The following is a 16,961-nucleotide window of genomic DNA, read 5'->3' as shown; positions in this document are numbered from 1 at the left end:
CTCCTTGCTATAACTAAAAAGCATGATTATTGATTTAATCTAAGCATTAGACATGGACTATGTCAAGCCGTATTCTAAGTGCATAGCTTGTTGAAGCAAATAATAATCTAATGAAAAATATAAGGGGTCGTAGAAATGATTAAAGATAAAGTTGTTCTTATTACCGGCGCTTCAAGTGGGATTGGTGCCGCAACCGCAATGTTACTTGCAAAGAAAGGTGCCAAGTTAGTTTTAGGCGCCCGGCGTGAAGAAAAACTCCAACACTTGGTTAAAGAAATTGAATCTGCCGGTGGAACCGCTGTTTACCAAACGCTGGATGTCACGGATGCTGAAGCGAATAAGCGGATCGTCCAATTTGCCAAGGATACTTTCGGCCGCCTTGACGTTGTTTTTCTGAATGCTGGCCTGATGCCAAACTCACCGCTCTCAGAATTAAAGACCAATGAATGGAACCAAATGGTCGACGTTAACATCAAGGGTGTTTTGAATGGGATTGCCGCTGTTTTGCCAACCTTCAAAGCGCAAAAATCAGGTCACGTGATCACGACTTCTTCAGTTGCTGGTCTTAAAGCTTATCCGGGCGGTGCGGTCTACGGTGCAACGAAGTGGGCGGTTCGTGACTTAATGGAAGTTTTGCGGATGGAATCGGCACAAGAAAACAGTCATATTCGGACGGCAACCATTTACCCAGCTGCCATTCGTACTGAGCTGCTTGAAACGATTACCGATACCGAATCAGCTAAGGGGATGGCTGCCATTTACGATCAGTATCAGATTGGACCAGATCGGGTTGCCAATGTCGTTGCGTTTGCCATTGACCAACCAGAAGATACCAACGTTAACGAATTTACGGTTGGACCAACCGACCAGCCATGGTAATGAGGGATTAAACGATGACAAAAAAATGGACAGCAGCCCAGTTAAAGTGTTTTGCAATCGCCGATGATTTTCGAGTGTCACCTTTTTATAGTGATGGCAAAACCTATGGGACACCGACGTGGATTTGGTCGGTCGTTGTTGATCAAGATTTATATATTCGGGCTTGGAACGGCGTTCAGTCACGCTGGTATCGTTCGGCGACGACCCAATGTGCGGGGCGGATGTTTCTGGCTAAGGCCAACCATGAAATTTCGTTTGAGCCCATTAGGAATGCTAATCTGAATGATCAAATTGACCAGGCTTATCAGCGCAAATATGCGGATAGTCCGTATTTAGGGCCGATGATTCAAGCTGGCCCACGCCAATCAACGTTACGGGTGTTGCCCCGTGGTACTAATTAGTGGGCAACCACTTATGGGCGTTTAGTCTCGTAAGGCCACGCATCATCGAGACTGGAACGTCACTCAGCATAGTGAATCAGAAATCATTTAGGATTTTTGGTTCGCTATTTTTTTAGCCGAAATGTGCACAACTGGTTTGCCTTTTGGTGGTAACGATTGAATTTTAAGTCAGTCGCTTTACCAACTTCCGTTAAGCAATCGGTTAAAATGGTGATTTTCCGGTGGCTTTGTTTTGAAAATTTAGTCGCTAGTCGTATGTTAACGCTGTTAAGAAAATACAAAGGACTGATTATTTTGAAGACACCTGAGCCAACCGACTGGCAGCAGATTCAGCACCAGGTTGTTAGTAGTTTAAAGACGGCGCGTCGCCGCCTATGGGCGAATGTCGTCGTTTACTTTGCACTGTTCTTAGTAGAGTACTACTACGCGCGGCTTGGACATTCGCAAACGTTACGGGCGGATGCGTTTAATAATCTATCTGGAATTGTCTCAACGGGACTTTTGTTAACAGGATTATACATTGCGACTGAAACTCATGATGATGATTTATTCGGGGCCCCGATCTCTCCGGCTGAACAGAAATCAATGGGTCCCCGCATACAACAGTCCCGCTTCCGTTTTGAGACGATTTATACTTTGATTACCGGGATTATCATGATGGGACTTGCACTGGAAATTATGTTTCAAAGCGGGCAGACGTTACTAGCCAAGGTACCGCCGAAGACGCCGTTACCGATTGCTGGTTTTGGTGCGGCGTTTTCAGGGCTCACCCTCTTGATCTTGTGGATAGTCAACCACCATTGGAGTCAGAAACTAAAAAATGCCGCTTTAACGGCGGCTAGTCGGGACACCTTTAGTGATGCACTGACGAGTCTGGTGACCGTGGCAACGGTATTTGGAACGACTTGGTTAAAAATTCCGTGGTTAGATAGTGTGGCCAGTATGTTGCTAGGGATTTATATTTTCCACGCTGGACTGCATATTTTCCAAGAGAGTAGTTTAAATTTAGTCGATTATTTCGACCCGTATCTGGAGAAACGGTATCAAACACAGATTGAAAGCCTCAAGGCGGTAAAGCGGGTGACCTTTTTACGGGCGCATTACGATGGTAATTTAATTCTGTTGGATGTCACGATCGCTGTTGATGGTGACTCTACGGCGGTTCAGATTTATGAATTAAGCCAAGTAATTAACACGATGATGTGGGCGCAATTCAGTGTTATGGCGACGAACGTCATGACTGTTCCGGCTGACTTAAATCCGGTAGTAAATGATTAGAATTGATGCGGTTAACATCACGGCGTGGCTAATAAGGGTAGTGGTTCTAGGTGTTGATATGGCCTTGATTTGTTAAGCTTAGGCTAATGATGATTGACGCAATGGTCAACGGTGGAACGCGATGATTAATGTCTTAGCCAGCTGTTTTTAGAAGATAACTAAATGGTAATATGAACAGCCAAGCAGAAATTTGGGGGACTGCTGAAAAATAAAACAGTCATTTTAAAATGCCCCACTCAAGCTTTAAAATAGCCAGCAAAGCGGATAAGTTCTCCCACTTTGCTGGCTATTTGACTACATATTTTGGGAATCTGTTTCTAAAAATCTCAGATTTCCGACTTTTTCAGCAGTTTCGAATGCTTCTGGTTGGCTTTTCCTATTACGCTCATTTTTGCGTGGCAATCAAAGAAACCAGTCACGTAAACGGTCGGTAATACTATCGTGAAATTTATCGTACCAGGACGGATTGGCGGTACTGATTTCGTTGTACAGGCTGTCGTTCATTTTTGTCAAAATTGCGGACAGTTGGTCTAACTCAGTGTCAGTCAAGTTTTTCAAATACTCTGGCACCTTTGCAGATTCTTTAGTGGCGCTTTTTCGTCCGGCACTCGTCAGGCGAATGACCGTTTTGCGCCGGTCAGTCGTTGACTTTTCCTTGGTCACTAAGTGTTTCTTGACCAGTTTGTTCACGAACTCTGCGGTGGACTGCGCCGTTAGGCTTAACTGAGTGGCGAGATCTTTTTGGGAGAGCCCATCGGTTTGGGAGAGGGCGAGTAGGATTTTCCCTTGTCCTTGGAATAACGATTGGTGTTCACCCTTATCCGCGTGGGTGCGGTGATAAATTTCATCAGCTGTGTGCTTGACCATGTTGAATTCGATCAATTTGCCGGCTGCGTTTTTTTGTTTGATTAAATTAGGCATCGAATCGCCTCCATACTGCCATTATACCCGACAATGTTTTGAAATGGCATCCGAGATGTTAACGAATGGGTTGACAAATTAATCAGGGGGCCTTATGATATTTTTTGTTCAGGGGGACCTGATTAAAAATAAAACATAAGAGGGAATTAATATGACAACGATTAATGCGATTGAAGTTAGCCATTTAACGAAGCGATTTGCACAAAAAACGGTCGTTGATGATATTTCATTTAGCGTAAAACCCGGAGAAGTCTTTGGTCTGCTTGGCCCAAACGGCGCGGGTAAGACCACGACTTTACGGATGATGACGACGTTACTTAAGGCCGATGCGGGCCAGGTCAAAATTTTTGGTCACGATACGGTCAAAGAGGGGCGGTTAGCGCGTTCAATGTTTGGTTTGACAGGCCAATACGCCTCCGTTGACGAAGATATTTCTGCACGGGAAAACTTAATGATTTTTTCCCGGTTAAACGGACTTTCACGTCAGGATGCTAAGGCGCGGACGGCTGAATTACTCACAGAATTCTCGTTGGAAAACTCCGCGGATAAGGCGTTGAAGAACTTTTCCGGTGGGATGCGGCGCCGGCTAGACTTAGCCGTTAGCTTGATTACCCGACCGGCCCTCATTTTTTTAGACGAACCCACCACGGGACTCGATCCGCGGACCCGCACCCAAATGTGGACGACCATCCGCAAGCTCGTACAAGAAGGTTCCACGATTGTCTTAACGACGCAGTATTTAGACGAAGCGGATCAATTAGCCGATCACTTGGCCGTCATTGACCACGGTAAAGTTGTGAAGATGGGGACACCGGCTGAACTCAAGCAACAAATTGGCGGGACGAAGCTAGCCTTCACCGTGAATGACCAGACGCAAGTTGCCCAGGCGTTCAAGTTACTGGGGGCACAAGTGACGAGTGCCGTTCAACAAACGGGTCAGCAACTGAGTGTCAGTTTAAAACAAATAACCCAACTCACCCCGATTTTATCGGCTTTAACCCAAGCTAAGATCACCATCAGCCAATTATCCGTTCAAGAACCGTCACTCGACGATGTCTTTATGAATTTGACCGTCGGCAAGAACTAAGAAAGAAGAATGCAAAATGGAAGTACAAACACACAGTGGTAACGTCTTGATGAATACCGCAACGATGGCTTACCGGAACTTACTAAAAACGGTTCACAATCCAGACCAGTTTATGGATGTGATCGTGCAACCGGTGATGTTTATGTTAATGTTTACCTACTTATTTGGCGGGGCGATTGCCGGTGGGGTGCAGGCTTACCTGCCCACGATTGTTCCTGGAATTTTGATTCAGACCATGTTATCCGCGTCTTCTGGTTCCGGCGCACAAATTCGAGAAGACCTTGATTCGGGTGTCTTTGACCGGTTTAAGTCGTTACCAATGGCGCACATTGCGCCGCTTGCGGGGCAACTCTTTGGCGATATCTTACGTTTGGTGATTGCGACGATCACGTCACTGACAACGGGTTACTTAATCGGTTGGCGTCCAGACGTTAGCTTTGGCTGGATTATCGTGATTGGTCTGTTAGCTATTCTGACGGGCTGGGCATTGTCGTGGTTGTTTGCGTTGGTCGGACTACTCGCCAAGAGTGCGGGGACCGTTCAAAGTTTCTCGCTGATTACGATGCTGGCGCTGTCCTTTATGTCGAACGCCTTTGTCCCGTTGAAATCGTTAACTAAGCCATTGCGCGTGATTGCGAACTTTAACCCGGTAACCTACGTGATTACAGCTATTCGGCAAATTTTGGCAACCGGGAGCTGGACGCACGAAGCGTTATTAGTTTTGGGTTTTGATATCTTGATTGTGGCCATTTTTGCCCCGTTAACCGTGTGGGCTTATGACCGCAACTAATGTCATGTAATGTTTAGTGTGATCTAAATCGAGCACTTGCTGCCTTAAATCGGAACGCTTTTAAAACTAGTCTTAGTAGTATAGGATTAAATTAAAGGTGGCTAATTATGGTAACGAGTGAAAAACAAATTGAGCATATTAGTGTACGGGGTGGCAACGTCCATAACTTAAAAAATATTAATGTCGATATTCCATTGAATCAGTTTGTGGCGATTTCTGGTCCGTCGGGATCGGGGAAGAGTTCTTTAGCCATGGGCATTTTGTACGCGGAAGGGTCACGGCGCTACTTAGAAGCGTTATCGACCTATACCAGACGACGAATTGGCCAAAGCAAGCGGTCGCAGGTACAGGAAGTCAAACACATTCCATCTGCAATTGCGCTCCGTCAACGGCCAAGTGTTCCTTCTGAGCGGTCAACGGTGGGGTCGATGAGTGAGTTGTTCAACGTTGTCCGGTTGATTTTCTCGCGTTTAGGTTCCATGGTCTGTCCCAACGGGCATCGGATTGCACCTAGTTTAAAGGTGGCCCAAGCGATGGACTTGCCGGGCGGTGCGGACAGTAAAATGGGCTACGTAACTTGTCCAGAGTGCGGCGTCGAATTTATGGCTAAATCCGCGGAAGACTTTGCCTTCAACTCTGGCGGAGCCTGTCCTGAATGTCACGGGACTGGGAAAGTCCGTGAATTAGATGAAGACAAACTGATTGGCGATGACAGTTTAAGTCTGGCCGAAGGGGTCGTGGCTTCATGGCACTTGCCAGGTCGGAACTTTATGCCGACGGTGGCGGAAACGCTAGGTGTCCGCATCAACGTGCCGTATAAAGATTTAACGGACCACGAAAAAGACATCGTGCTTAACGGTGCGAAGAAACAGTACCCGGTTGATTTTCGAACTTCAACGGGCCGGGTCTTCCACACCGATAAAACGTTATACGAAAACGCCCACGCAGCCGTTTACGATTCCCTTAAAACGGTTAAAAGTGACCGGGCAATCAATCAAGTGAATCAATTTTTCCACTTCTCAGTATGTCCGACCTGCCATGGCACCCGGTTAAATCCAGAATTACTAACCCAATTAGTCGGTGGCAAAAACATTGCTGAAGTGGCGGACCTTACGCTGGGAACGTTATCTGATTGGGTCTCTAAGTCTAAAGAAGGTTTACCCCAAGAAATGAAGGGCATGGCGACCATCCTATTCAAGAATTTAACGGATACGTTACGGCCACTCCTCGAATTAGGATTAGACTACTTAACGCTATCCCGTAATGGGAACACCTTATCCACCGGTGAACTTCAGCGGCTACAGTTAGCTAAGACGATTCGCACGGAGACGACCGGGGTGTTATACGTTTTGGATGAGCCGTCAATTGGGCTGCATCCCGATAACGTCAAGGGCCTCATTCGAATCTTCAGGGAGCTGATTGCGCAAGGCAACTCGTTAGTGGTCGTCGATCATGAAGTCGATATCATTGAAGCGGCGGATTGGGTGATTGAGATTGGCCCCGGTTCTGGGGATGCTGGTGGGAATATTATCGCTGAAGGTACGCCTCATGATTTAGTGGGGAATCCGCAATCGCTAATTGGCCCTTATATTTCCGGTAAAGCAGACATTATGCATGAAAAAGTGCCCGTGGCTAAAAAGACCAGTGACCTTAACACCGATTTTGAAGTTAAGGATTACTTCAACTTACACGATGTGGCGGTCTCAATTCCTGGAAACGAGATCACGGCGGTGACTGGCTTTTCCGGCGCTGGAAAAACTAGTCTGATTTTAGATAGTCTGGTGCCAGCCATCAAGGCGGTTAACGAAAAGGCCGCTTTGCCGAAACAAGTGACGACGCTGAAGACCCATTTAACGAACGTGGTGTCCGTGGATGCAAAACCCATTGGGAAAAACACCCGTTCAACGATTGCAACTTACACGACGATTATGGATAATTTGCGCCGGCTATTTGCAAGTTTGCCAGCGGCGAAAGCGAAAAAATATGGCCTGGCTTATTTTTCATATAATAATAAGCAGGGGGCTTGCGAACAGTGTGGGGGACTAGGAACGATTACCCTGGATATCCAATACTTGCCAGACATGGAAGAAGTCTGTCCTTACTGTCATGGCGCGCGTTACAAGGATGAAATTCAAGCAATCAAGTGGCACGACTATAGCATTGTCGACCTGTTGAACTTGTCGGTTCGGGAGGCGTTGAGTGTCTTTGAAACGGTCCCTAAGATCGAAAAGCAGCTTCAGTTGCTTGATGAGATGGGATTAGGTTACTTGCACTTAGGCGAAAGTACGCCTAGTTTATCCGGTGGTGAAGCGCAGCGGTTAAAACTCATGAGCCATCTAAACAAACGCCAAAGTAAGACCTTGTTTATTTTTGACGAACCGTCCGTTGGGTTACACCCGCAAGACGTGCAAACGTTGTTGGGTGTTATCAATAGCTTGAAGGCGAAGGGCGCGACGATTATTATCATCACCCACGACCTTGATCTGATGACGAACGCTGATTATCTGATCGATTTGGGACCAAAGGGTGGTCAGGCAGGTGGTCAGTTAATGGCTAGCGGTAAACCTGAACAGCTAATCAAGACGAGTAAGAGCTTGACGCTGGACTATTTGAAGGCGCACTTTGAGAAGTTTGATTTAGCGTATTAGCAGTGAAGTGGATTTTACCCGCTAAAGTGACTAATTTAAGATAGTCAATATTACAAAAACACACTAAGCCTAGCCCTGTCAAACTGGTGGAGCTAGGCTTAGTGTGTTTTGTGATTCTAATTATGGAACAGGCTGTAGTGTCTTTTTTTGCTGTTAATATAAAAATAATAATAAAAAATAAGGTTAAACCAGTATAAAATTCGGCGGATGTACGAATTACCTGTTAAAATAGTTATGTAGGAACATAAAAATATTATTGTTTGATAAGTAGTGTGATTATTTTTTGCATTTGTCGTTATACTATGAAATTTATATATAAGGTCTGGTTAATTGAGGTCACTGTTTCGATCTGAGTAGTACATAGGACAATGATGATGGCATTAGTCTTTAAACACTAGCTAGTTTGAACGATGTAACGGTAGCGGTACGGCGTGAAGTAGCCAGATGCGGGTTGTGCTTAGGGGTTGCCATATAAATAGTGCGTGAAAACTGAGTAAGGGGATCGTAATTATGAATAAAAAGATCACAGTAACGTTAATTATTACTGCGGCGGCGTTAGGAGCTGGCACTTTTGAGGCTAAGGCTGATACGGTTAATCAAAGTAGTGCGGGTAAAGCTTCATCCGCTAGCACTGTTACACAAACTAGTAGCGCTAAGACCGCTACTAGCGCGGCGTCCCAAACGCACGCGGCCGTGAGTCAGGCGCAACAAAACGTTTCAACGGCTACTGAAGCTCAGTCGACTGCTCAAGTTGCAGCCAGCAGTGCGGCTCAGGCAGCTTCGGATGAAACCACTAAGTTAAGTCAACTTTCCCCGGATGGGCTGAATCAAGAAAAAGCTGCTGCGACTAAAGCAGTGGCTGACGATACGGTTAAGGTACAAACAACGACCACCGATTTAACTGCGGCTAAGAGCCAAGCAGCTAGTGCGACTTCTAATGTGTCGAGTGCGACGTCAACGGCTACCGTGGCGACCAGCGATTTACAACAAGCTAAGGATACGGCTGGCAGTGCCCAGGTAGCAACGAGTCAGGCGAACGTGGCGGTTAATACGGCCGAAGATAATGTTAATCAGTTGCAAGAACAGATGGATGCGCAACCGAAAGTTAAGGTTGACGGTCAAACGTGGAAGAGTCTAAATGCTGAAGAACAGCATGTTCATCAATTGCCACTGTTGCAACAGTTTGCCGCGGAAGCGGCTTATGAGTCGAAAGCAATAGTATTTATGGACCAAGTTGAAGCCGACAATAACTATACGGCTTCTAAGGTTGACAGCGAGACTGCTGTTGCTAATTTGAATGCAGTAACTCAGGAACAGTGGGCGGATTTGACCAGGTTTGCCTTGGTTATGATTAATCAACTGTTGGCACAGTGGAATGGTGACAATAGTCATAATTTTACAAGTACACTTGAAGATATAACGTTGGGTCAACAATATGTGAGTGAATATGGAAGAAATACCTTATTAGAGGATTTACTCAAAAATGTTAGCCAACAATATGATTTCGATTCTGCTGATGATGAAAATATTAATCTTGGTAGTGATCCTACTTTGGCAGATGAAATAAGTGCTGGAACGCTGACGATTGGAAACATGAAAGAAGCAATCTATCGAACTACCATGAATTGGACAGAAGTTCCTGACCTGTCTGATTCAGACATCTTATCCGATAGTTATCTTGCGATTGGTATTGATGACCATGGCGGAATTCATGAGATCATTCATACGCCGTTCAATACACCTAATTCAGCGAATACCACGTTGATTACACCCGTGGATTTTGCTGCTCAACTAGCGACGGCCAAAGCCGATTTAGCAACCAAGACAGCGGATGCTAAAACAGAAGCTATTGCATTTGACCAAGCCAACGCAGCGGTAGCTGACGCGACGGCCCACAATGAGCAGGCCCAAGCAGCATTGCAAGCTGCACAGCAGGAATTGGCGGCCAAGGTGGCTGACGTGCAAACTTTAACGGCACAGTTAACGGCCGCACAGATACAATTAGCTAAGGACCTAGCTTGGCTAGCAAGTCTAAACCAAGCGATTGCAGATCTGAAAGTCGCCATTGCTAAGCAGACTGACGTGGTGGCCCAGGCTCAGGAAATGGTGGTTACCACGGGAAAAGCACTCAATGATGCCAATTCAGCGTTAGTTGCTGCTAAAGTGGCCTTACAACGTGCGCAAATGCAATTAACTGCGGCTCAAGCAAACGACGTGAATGATCACCCTAGTCAACCAGTAGTCACAACGCCAGCCAAACCAGTCGATGTTCCTGACGAAGTAGAAAAACCGAGCACTGTTCCCGATAACGGTAGTCAATTGGTGGTCACGACTCCCACCAAGCCGGTTGATGTTCCTGACAAGGTAGTGACGTCCCCAACGCAACCAAGCGTTGGGGACGCCAACGGAAAGCACCCGGTGGTTACGGTCGCAACCAAGCCAATTGGTGTTGCTGATAAGCCAATAACGTTTCCAACACAGCCAACTAGTGTTTCCAGCAACGGTAGTCATTCGGTGACCATCACTTCAACGCGACCAGTCAGTGTTAATAGTAAGCGCCAACCAGAGACTAACGGGCAAGTAACTCGGCCTGAGAAGAGCATGGTGCTACCAAGTGGCAAGCCGACTAGAACGTTACGGGTCTTGACGCCAGCGAAGCTTCAATACAAGTACGAGCGGGTGAATATTGGGTCATACCGGCCTAATATTGGCGGCACGGTGGTCATGTCAATCCATCAGTCGAATAGTTCGATTCAAGGTGCGACGTTGCCACAAACTAATGAAAAAAACACCGGCAATCAGGGTATATTTGCAGGTGTGCTAGCGTTATTATTGACCACTATTTCGCTATTTGGATTTAAGCGGCAACGATAGCGTAGTATTTAGTATTAATGATCCAATCAATATTGATAATGTGCTTTAAAAAGTATGCGAAACTACCACAGACTAATGAAACGAATATGTCGTGGGTAGCAGGACTAGGCGCCTTGTTACTAGCAGGGAGTTGCCATTGCTTGGCGAATGCGCCGCAACTAAATAAATCAGCGCAAAATAGAAACGTGCCTGCATAATTGTGGACACGTTTTTTTGTGTGACGAATTTACAATTGAGTGCGCTAAATGGTTAAAAAGAAGCCCCGTGGCCGGAATACTTGTGACGTCTAAAATCTTAACACTAGTACACTATGTCTGATTCGGTTGCGCCAACGTCAGTAAGTAACAGTAAACGAGGTCGTCCATGTCTTTCAAGTTGAAGCCACTGCAACGTTCCAATTTATCGATACGGTAGAGTAGCGTGTTGCGGTGTAAAAACAAGTGGGCCGCGGCTTGCCGAACGTTACCCTGCGTTTGGTAGAGGGCGGCAATCAGTTGCCGGTTATCCGCATCGGCTAACAAATCGGGGGTCAAACCGTTCAGTGCCTGGCGGTGAGTCGTGGCTAGGTAGGGCAGTAAGCTACTGCTTAACTTACCGACCGCTTGTTTATGGGTCTGGTGAAAGAGTTGCTGCTCAAACGCGTAGGCGGCCGGTAAGTTCGTGACGGCGGGTTGGCGACTGCCGATGAACAGGTGGGTATTCGTGTAAAAGTCGTTATCTAATAAGTCCAATAAGCTTGATAAGTCTGGTTGTGACGAAGCACCAATCGGATTGCTTAATAGGAGGTAACCGGCATTTTTCGAAGTGAAGGCTGAATGGATCACACCGTCAAACAGTCCGGCAAGGGCCGTTAACCACTGCGAATGGTGCTGACTGTCATCGGTAAACCGGACCTGGAAATGCAATAATTGAAAGCACTTAGCCGTTGCTTGCGGGGCCGTGGCCGACTCGCAAGTTAAAAACGCTGACCAGGCGTCCGTTGTGGGTGCCGTTTGTTTGGTCGTTAATAGCGCTAAGAGAACCAGCTCGCGTTGGTTAAGGTTGGTCGTGTCGATCCATAAAAATTTATTGGCGGTCAGCGCGACGCTAATCACGTTGGTCTGGTCACTAGGTGCTGATTGCACGGTGGCTTGTGGATAAAGCTGTTGTAGTTGTTGTCCATCCATGAAAAAAGACCTCCGAAAAGTTGACTGGTCTAAAGCAGCACGTCCGTCGTCGATGCGCGGACCACTAACTTGATATTCACAACGGTTTGCTCGTTAAACGTATGGTCAGGATTGTTAATTTGGTCCAGTAAAGCTTCAACGGCTTTTGCACCGAGGTTGGCAAAGTCTTGCACGACCGTGGTGAGGGCCGGCTTGTTTTTTTCAGCGGCCGGCAGATTGTCAAATCCAATTAACGCTAAGTGCTGCATGATTTTTGGATTGAGTTCTTGGAGTTGGTGCATGGCGCGTAAAGCAATGACGTCATTTTCAGCAATAAGCGCGGTGATGCCCTGTGCGTGGATGTAGGCTTGGAGTTGCCCGGCATCACTACAGGCTTGGAGCGCTTGCGCCCAGCGGAGTGGCAAGGTTGGGTCCACTTTGTTAAGGGTCAGTTCGTTGAAGTAGCCCATGAAGCGGTCGCTGACCGTGCCCGTAAAGGTTTGCCAAAAGGGCGTTGCGGGTAGAAAGGCGATTCGCTGATGGCCTAGTGCTTGTAAGTGGTCACAGGCACGACTCCCGCCGGCGACGTTATCGCTGACGACACTGGGAACGGCTAGTGCGGACGGCCGCTTGTCGAGCACTACTAAGGGCAGCCGTTGTGCGTGGAGTCCCATTAGAACGGGCATTTCGGTTGCTAAGTTTTGAGGATAATAAATAATCCCGGCGTAACTTTGGGCCAACGTACTCATGTCGAGCTTTAGAAAATCCTCATTGGCCATTAATTTCAATTCCCAAGTGGTGTCTTTAAGGGTTGCGCGAATTCCGCTTTGATAGTCACCAAAAGCGGTCGTTTTCGGAAAGGGAAGTACCAACAGAATTTGTCGCTGCGTGGTACTTTTATGGGGCTTAACGTACGTCCCACCACCCCGGACACGATAAACGAGGTCAGCGGCGGCCAAGTCATTTAGGGCCCGTTTGGAGGTAATGCGGCTGACACCGTATTTAATGGCCACGGCGTTTTCACTTGGCAAGCGGTCGTTAGGTGCGTACTCGCCACGTAAAATTGCCATTCGCAATCGCTGATAAAGTATTTCGTATTTAGCCATAAGAATCCTCCAGTTGGTATAGTCGGCCCAATAACTTTTTGTGGTCATTACGCTTTAATGGTTTGATTCTAACCGCTTACATGGTATATTTCAAGTGCAAAAACATACCAGGATGTCTATAAATTAAAGGTTTTTATGTCAAAAAATGAAGGTCACGGACAAGCACTGATAGCTATTGGTCATTTTGATAATTGATGATAGTCAAAACGTGGAATCAATGGCAGCTTACGTTGCCGTTGATTCCACGCTTATCATTATTATTCAGCCTGTAACATCCGGTACTGGGAATCGTAGAGCTCGTAGTATTCGCCGCGTTTCGCGATTAAATCAGCGTGGCGCCCGGCTTCAACGATGTGGCCGTTATTAATGACTAAAATTTGGTCGGCCTGTTGAATGGTGGATAACCGGTGGGCGACGATGAAACTCGTTCGGCCTTTAAGCAGTTCGTTTAAACCGGCCTGTAACTGGGCTTCAGTTTTCGTATCGATGGCTGCGGTGGCTTCGTCTAGGATCAGAATTCGGGGATCTGCTAAGAGGACGCGGGCAAACGCTAATAGTTGGCGTTGTCCAGCCGATATGCTGTCACCACGTTCTTGGACCTCCGTTTGGTAGCCAGCTTTCAAAGTCCGAATGAAGGTGTCGGCCCGGGCGAGCTTTGCCGCGGCGACGACTTCTGCGTCGGTGGCGTCGAGGCGGCCGTAGCGAATATTGTCCATGATGGTTCCGGAAAAGATAAAGGTATCCTGTTGCATGACGCCCATTTGGGTCCGCAACGATTCTAAAGTGACCTGGCTGAGATCAACGTTATCAATCGTAATTTGACCGCTATTAACGTTGTAGAATCGCGATAAAAGGTTGATAATTGTCGACTTGCCGGCGCCCGTTGGTCCAACGAGGGCGATAGTTTGGCCGACCTTGGCGTGAAACGAAACGTTGTCGAGGTTTAACGGGCCATCCTCATCATAGCGGAAGCTGACTTGATTAAAACGGACGTCTCCCTTAATTGGCGGTAACGCAAAGGCGTCGGGTGCATCGGTAACGGTCGGTTGTTCGTCCATCGTTTCAAAAATGCGTTCCAAGTAAGTCGTGGCGGTAACTAGTGAGTTGTAGAAGTTACCGATGTTAATGACCGGATTCCAGAAGTTATTAATGTAGCCAAGAAAGGCAATTAGGGTCCCGGTGCTGACAACTACGCCTAGTTGTTGGATACCGATGAAGTAAATTAGCGCCGTTGTCATGGTTGAGATGTTTTGCACTCCGGGGCTCAACGCGTATTGGATTTTGACCGCGCGCATGTAGGCGTCCCGATTATCGTTGACCACGGAATCGAAGGTGTTGACGGCGTGTTCTTCCTGTGCAAATCCTTGGGTAACCTTGATGCCAGCAATGCTTTCGTGAATGTAGGCATTCAGGTTAGACTGCTTGTTACTGAGGGCTCGAAAAGCGGTCCGCTGTCTTTTTTGAACGTAGTAGGCCCACAACAGTAAAAATGGGATGAGCACCAGGCTATCTAATGTCAGCTTCCAGTTGATGGCGAACATAAAAATCAGGGTGATAACGAGTGAGATTACGTCGGAAATCAAGTTCACTAACCCGTTTGCCAGTAAGTCGCTCAAAGTGTTGATGTAGTTAACGACCCGGATCAGAATTTTACCGTGGGGGCGCGAGTCAAAGTAAGCGAAGGGCAGCTTCTGCAAGTTCTTGAATAAATCGGTGCGCATGTCGATGAGCAAATTTTGTCCGATTTCGGTAATCGCCCAGATACGATAACGAAAGCACCCGAAGGCTACGAGCAAGCTCACCAAGAACGTGCCGCTCAGTCCCCATAGGAGTTGAAAATTACGCTGCGGGATGGCTTGGTCAATGGCGACTTTCATCAAGTAGGGGCCTAAAATGATGGCAACGTTGCCGATTAAAATGGAACCGAGGACGAGCAGCATACGCCACGTGTACGGCTTGAGGTATTGCCCGAGCCGTGCGTAATCGTGCCAATTGAAGTGGGTTTTTAATTGTTCGTCTTCGTTAGACGTGTTCCGTTTTGCCACGAGAATCAGTTCCTTTCGTTTCTATGAGTAGGCCTAATTGGCGGCGATACGTTTCGGCGTAGTAACCGTCGGCAGCAAGTAGGTCGTCGTGGGTGCCGCGTTCAACGATCCGTCCCTGACGAAGCACGATAATCTGATCTGCGCGGCGCAACGAGGAGGTCCGCGAAGCAATAATGAAGACCGTCTTATCCTGCGTGATCTTACGCAGGCGCCGTTGAATCGTTGTCTCGGTTTCCATATCGAGAGCGCTGGTCGTATCGTCTAGAATCAGAATGCGGGGATCTTTGACGAGGGCGCGGGTCAAAGAAATCCGCTGTTTCTGACCGCCGGAAAGCCCGACGCCGCGCTCACCAACGACGGTGTGATACCCATCCGGCATCGTGGTGATAAAGTTATTGGCGTCGGCAACGTCGGCCATCTCGCGAATAAACTGTTCGGGTGCTTGGCGGTTACCGTAGTTGATATTGTCGACGATGGAATCGGAAAATAGGAACAGGTCTTGGGTCACAATGGTCGTTTGGTGGCGGAGTTCTTGGGGCGACCAGTCCCGAACGTCGCGGCCATCAATTAAAACGTGGCCGTGCGTTGGGTCGTAGAAGCGGGCAATCAGGTTCATCAGGGTTGATTTACCCGACCCCGTTTCACCTAAAATTCCCAACGTTTGTCCCGGTTTGACGGTAAAGTTGATGTCGGTGAGGACGTTAACTTCGGGCGCGTCCGGGAAAGCAAAGTCAACGTGTTGAAAGGTGACGGCGCCCTTAATTTTAGGCGCGCCAACGTCGGTCGTTGGTGCGATGACCGGTTGCGTTTCGAGCATGGCTTGAATCTTAATTGTCGCGGCTGAGAACCGTTGGATGTCATTGATAAGCCACCCGCTCATCCGCATGGGCTGGTTCAGCATCCAGAGAAAGCCGTTGAACGAAACGAGCGCACCCAAAGTCATGTGGTGATTAATGACGAGGCTACTTCCGAAGAGTAAAACAATCACGGAGAGTAGGGACGCGAGAAAATCCAAAGCGGGCAAGTAGCGTCGCGAGACTCTGGCTGAGTCCATGTTCTTTGCACGGTAGTCCTGGTTAAGCGTTTCAAATTTTTGAACTTCGAAGTCTTCCCTAGCGAACGCCCGAATGACCCGGTTACCGGAAATGTTTTCTTCGACCATCGCGTTTAAGCGGGCAAAACTTTGCCGTATATTGAAGAAGACGGTGTGGGCTTCATTGCTCATCCGGGTAGTGAGCCAGGCAATTAAGGGCGTCACAATAACGAGTGCCAGCATCAGTTGCCAATTAATGCGGGCCATGACGATGACGGCGGTCAAAAACCAGAGGACACATTCTAGTGTGTTGTAGGAGACCCAACATAGAAAGTGACGGATGGCATCGGTGTCCCCCGTTAAACGGGCCATGATATCGCCGTTCGTTACGGAATTAAAAAAGGTATAATCCAACGATTGCAGTTTGGTGAACAGGTCGTGGCGAATATCAAAGAGTGAATTTTGCCCGATGCGTTCAAATAAAATAATGTAGCAGTAACGAATGAGGGTCCGGAAAAGGGTGACGCCAATCATAGTGGCTAGGAGCGGGATTAACAGATTGAGTTGGTGTTGCGTGATGACGCGGTCAACGATGACCCCGCCGAGTAAGGGAACAACGACGACGCCAATCGCGTTAATCACAACTAAAATCAGCGCTAACACGAGTTGCCAGCGGCTACGCTTGGCGTATTGCCAGACCCACTGGTAAGGGTTCATAACGGGGAGCCTCCTAAGGTGAAATTTGGTGAGTAAC

Annotated in this window: 13 protein-coding genes; 8 read left to right on the top strand and 5 right to left on the bottom strand. The window is 47.6% G+C overall.

Annotation, left to right across the window (positions count from 1 at the left end; genetic code table 11):
- Positions 1–135 precede the first annotated feature (135 nt).
- The 3 genes from IV64_RS04770 (at position 136) to IV64_RS04760 (ending at position 2,558) form a co-directional block, all read left to right on the top strand.
- Entirely contained in the window at positions 136–879 is a 744-nt protein-coding gene (locus tag IV64_RS04770; protein ID WP_057706002.1) for an SDR family oxidoreductase, read from the top strand.
- Between the two features lie 14 nt (positions 880–893).
- Positions 894–1,280: a DUF2255 family protein gene (locus IV64_RS04765; protein WP_057706001.1), complete on the top strand. Its 387-nt coding sequence runs from the start codon at positions 894–896 to the stop codon at positions 1,278–1,280.
- Positions 1,281–1,436: 156 nt separating this feature from the next.
- Positions 1,437–2,558, top strand: a complete 1,122-nt coding sequence (locus IV64_RS04760; protein ID WP_237757314.1) for a cation diffusion facilitator family transporter — start codon at positions 1,437–1,439, stop codon at positions 2,556–2,558.
- A gap of 402 nt (positions 2,559–2,960) precedes the next feature.
- Here the strand turns inward: IV64_RS04760 and IV64_RS04755 are convergent, their stop codons facing one another.
- Entirely contained in the window at positions 2,961–3,479 is a 519-nt protein-coding gene (locus IV64_RS04755) for a MarR family winged helix-turn-helix transcriptional regulator (protein WP_057706000.1), read from the bottom strand.
- Positions 3,480–3,630: 151 nt separating this feature from the next.
- Here IV64_RS04755 and IV64_RS04750 point away from each other — a divergent pair, with 151 nt between their 5' ends.
- The 5 genes from IV64_RS04750 to IV64_RS14855 all read left to right on the top strand — a co-directional run bounded on the left by IV64_RS04750 (position 3,631) and on the right by IV64_RS14855 (position 11,075).
- Positions 3,631–4,566: an ATP-binding cassette domain-containing protein gene (locus IV64_RS04750; protein WP_057705999.1), complete on the top strand. Its 936-nt coding sequence runs from the start codon at positions 3,631–3,633 to the stop codon at positions 4,564–4,566.
- Between the two features lie 16 nt (positions 4,567–4,582).
- Positions 4,583–5,356, top strand: a complete 774-nt coding sequence (locus tag IV64_RS04745) for an ABC transporter permease (protein ID WP_057705998.1) — start codon at positions 4,583–4,585, stop codon at positions 5,354–5,356.
- Between the two features lie 107 nt (positions 5,357–5,463).
- Positions 5,464–8,004, top strand: a complete 2,541-nt coding sequence (locus IV64_RS04740) for an AAA family ATPase (RefSeq protein WP_057705997.1) — start codon at positions 5,464–5,466, stop codon at positions 8,002–8,004.
- A gap of 510 nt (positions 8,005–8,514) precedes the next feature.
- On the top strand, positions 8,515–10,878 hold the full coding sequence (locus IV64_RS04735; RefSeq protein WP_057705996.1) for a hypothetical protein: 2,364 nt from the start codon (positions 8,515–8,517) through the stop codon (positions 10,876–10,878).
- Positions 10,879–10,895: 17 nt separating this feature from the next.
- Entirely contained in the window at positions 10,896–11,075 is a 180-nt protein-coding gene (locus tag IV64_RS14855; RefSeq protein WP_083491575.1) for an LPXTG cell wall anchor domain-containing protein, read from the top strand.
- A gap of 111 nt (positions 11,076–11,186) precedes the next feature.
- Here the strand turns inward: IV64_RS14855 and IV64_RS04730 are convergent, their stop codons facing one another.
- From IV64_RS04730 to IV64_RS04715, 4 genes are all read right to left on the bottom strand, one after another.
- On the bottom strand, positions 11,187–12,044 hold the full coding sequence (locus IV64_RS04730) for a helix-turn-helix domain-containing protein (protein ID WP_057705995.1): 858 nt from the start codon (positions 12,042–12,044) through the stop codon (positions 11,187–11,189).
- 29 nt (positions 12,045–12,073) lie between these two features.
- A complete protein-coding gene (locus IV64_RS04725) occupies positions 12,074–13,129 on the bottom strand; it encodes a GntR family transcriptional regulator (RefSeq protein ID WP_057705994.1) in 1,056 nt (351 codons plus the stop codon).
- Between the two features lie 257 nt (positions 13,130–13,386).
- Complete coding sequence (locus tag IV64_RS04720; protein ID WP_057705993.1) at positions 13,387–15,174, bottom strand: ABC transporter ATP-binding protein; 1,788 nt, start codon at positions 15,172–15,174, stop codon at positions 13,387–13,389.
- Positions 15,152–16,924 carry an ABC transporter ATP-binding protein gene (locus IV64_RS04715; RefSeq protein ID WP_057705992.1) on the bottom strand — a complete coding sequence of 591 codons (1,773 nt, stop codon included), beginning with the start codon at positions 16,922–16,924 and terminating at the stop codon, positions 15,152–15,154. Before IV64_RS04715 ends, IV64_RS04720 begins: the two co-directional genes overlap by 23 nt.
- Between the last annotated feature and the right edge of the window lie 37 nt (positions 16,925–16,961).

The sequence above is a fragment of the Lactiplantibacillus xiangfangensis genome, from assembly GCF_001438845.1.
Lineage (GTDB): Bacteria > Bacillota > Bacilli > Lactobacillales > Lactobacillaceae > Lactiplantibacillus > Lactiplantibacillus xiangfangensis.
This window is presented reverse-complemented; position numbering and strand designations above follow the sequence as displayed.

Excerpts from the sequence above, each read along its gene's own strand:
- IV64_RS04745 (WP_057705998.1), top strand. The coding sequence starts at position 4,583 with ATGGAAGTACAAACACACAGTGGTAACGTCTTGATGAATACCGCAACG.
- IV64_RS04730 (WP_057705995.1), bottom strand. The coding sequence starts at position 12,044 with ATGGATGGACAACAACTACAACAGCTTTATCCACAAGCCACCGTGCAA.
- IV64_RS04735 (WP_057705996.1), top strand. The coding sequence starts at position 8,515 with ATGAATAAAAAGATCACAGTAACGTTAATTATTACTGCGGCGGCGTTA.
- IV64_RS04715 (WP_057705992.1), bottom strand. The coding sequence starts at position 16,924 with ATGAACCCTTACCAGTGGGTCTGGCAATACGCCAAGCGTAGCCGCTGG.
- IV64_RS04770 (WP_057706002.1), top strand. The coding sequence starts at position 136 with ATGATTAAAGATAAAGTTGTTCTTATTACCGGCGCTTCAAGTGGGATT.
- IV64_RS14855 (WP_083491575.1), top strand. The coding sequence starts at position 10,896 with ATGATCCAATCAATATTGATAATGTGCTTTAAAAAGTATGCGAAACTA.
- IV64_RS04725 (WP_057705994.1), bottom strand. The coding sequence starts at position 13,129 with ATGGCTAAATACGAAATACTTTATCAGCGATTGCGAATGGCAATTTTA.
- IV64_RS04755 (WP_057706000.1), bottom strand. The coding sequence starts at position 3,479 with ATGCCTAATTTAATCAAACAAAAAAACGCAGCCGGCAAATTGATCGAA.
- IV64_RS04740 (WP_057705997.1), top strand. The coding sequence starts at position 5,464 with ATGGTAACGAGTGAAAAACAAATTGAGCATATTAGTGTACGGGGTGGC.
- IV64_RS04750 (WP_057705999.1), top strand. The coding sequence starts at position 3,631 with ATGACAACGATTAATGCGATTGAAGTTAGCCATTTAACGAAGCGATTT.
- IV64_RS04765 (WP_057706001.1), top strand. The coding sequence starts at position 894 with ATGACAAAAAAATGGACAGCAGCCCAGTTAAAGTGTTTTGCAATCGCC.